General features: G+C 67.0%; 1 protein-coding gene. It reads left to right on the top strand.

Annotated features, from left to right (window positions below; translation table 11 throughout):
• The first annotated feature begins 142 nt into the window (after positions 1 to 142).
• Entirely contained in the window at positions 143 to 1,459 is a 1,317-nt protein-coding gene (locus tag HLB44_RS36645) for an ISL3 family transposase (protein ID WP_173135800.1), read from the top strand.
• Positions 1,460 to 1,497 lie beyond the last annotated feature (38 nt).

Genomic DNA, 1,497 nt, shown 5'->3' on the forward strand with positions numbered 1-1,497 from the left:
GGTCCCTCGTCGTTTTGTGTGGATCCAGGGTTGAGAATCGCTGGTAGTAGTCGAGCCCTGTGGGCAAGTGGGCAAGACGCGTCAGCGGCTTGTCCACTTGTCCATGGGGCCGGGGTGAAGTCCGGAGATTGCGAGTCGAAGCGTGAGCGTAGGAGTTGAAGCGCTGTTCACCAGCGCGCTGGGTCTGGTGCCGCCGTGGGAGGTGGAGAAGGTCGATCTCGACACCGAGCGTCGCAGGATCGACTTCGAAGTTCGCTGCAACGCCAGGACGCTTGCGTGCCCGCAGTGCGGAACCGCCGCGCAGCCGGTTCACGACAGACTGCGCCGGTCGTGGCGGCACCTGGACTTCTTCCAGTTCGAGGCCTGGCTGCATGCGGATGTACCACGGGTGAAGTGCGGCTCGTGCGGCAAGACGACGCAGGCTACGGTGCCGTGGGCGCGCGAAGGCAGCGGCTTCACGATGCTGTTCGAGGCGCTGGCGTTGTCGCTGTGCCAGGGCTTGCCGGTGCTGCAGGCGGCGAGGATGCTGCGCGTGCGCGACAAGCAGCTGTGGCGGCGCATCGAGCACTATGTCGATCAGGCCCGGGCCAAGCAGGACATGAGCAAGGTGCGCCTGGTGGGCATCGACGAGACCAGCCTGCGCAAGGGGCACAACTACGTCTGCGTCGTGCACGACCTCGAAGGCAAGCGGCTGCTGTTTGCGACGCCGGGGAAGGACCACGAGACGGTCGAGGCCTTCGCCGCCGATCTCGAGGCGCACGGTGGCGACCGCACGGCCATTGCCCATGCCTGCATCGACATGAGCGCGGCCTTCGCACTGGGCATCGGCAAGTCGCTGCCGAACGCGCAGATCAGCTACGACCGATACCACGTCGTGGCGCTGGCGAACCAGGCGATGGACGAGGTGCGCCGGGTCGAGTGGCGGGGCGAGGCGCAGCAGGTGCAGCAGGCGCTGGGCGACCTCGGTTCCCGCGAACGCCGTTCGATCCTGTGGGCGATGCGGCGAAACCCGTCCGGCTGGAGCCCCACGCAGGCCGAGGCCATGCACTGGCTGCAGCGAGCGAACCTCAAGAGCGCCCGGGCGTGGCGGCTGAAGATGGCGCTGCGGGAGGTTTATGCGAGGGCGAGAACGCACAACGATGCAGGCAAGGCCGCGGCCGATCTCGGGCAATGGATCTCGTGGGCCAGGCGCAGCCGCCTGGAGTCGTTCAAGCGGCTGGGCGCCACCTTGAGGGAACACTTCGACGCGGTCGTGCGCGGCATGCTCGACCATCGATCAAACGCCTTCGTCGAAGCGATGAACGGGCTCATGCAGCAGGCCAAGCGCGCTGCGCGCGGCTTTCGCACCGCGGCGAACTTCATCGCCATCGCCTACCTGCGGCTGGGCAAGCTGACGCATCTGCCGGTCTCCCCGTTCGCCGCGGCTATGCCGCGTACTTCAGGCGCGTACGCTCACTGAACGCCGGTTGCCCGTTCCACACGAAACGACGAAGAGCC

Origin of the sequence: Pseudaquabacterium terrae (assembly GCF_013266755.1) — a bacterium.
In the GTDB taxonomy this organism is placed as follows: Bacteria; Pseudomonadota; Gammaproteobacteria; order Burkholderiales; family Burkholderiaceae_C; genus Pseudaquabacterium; species Pseudaquabacterium terrae.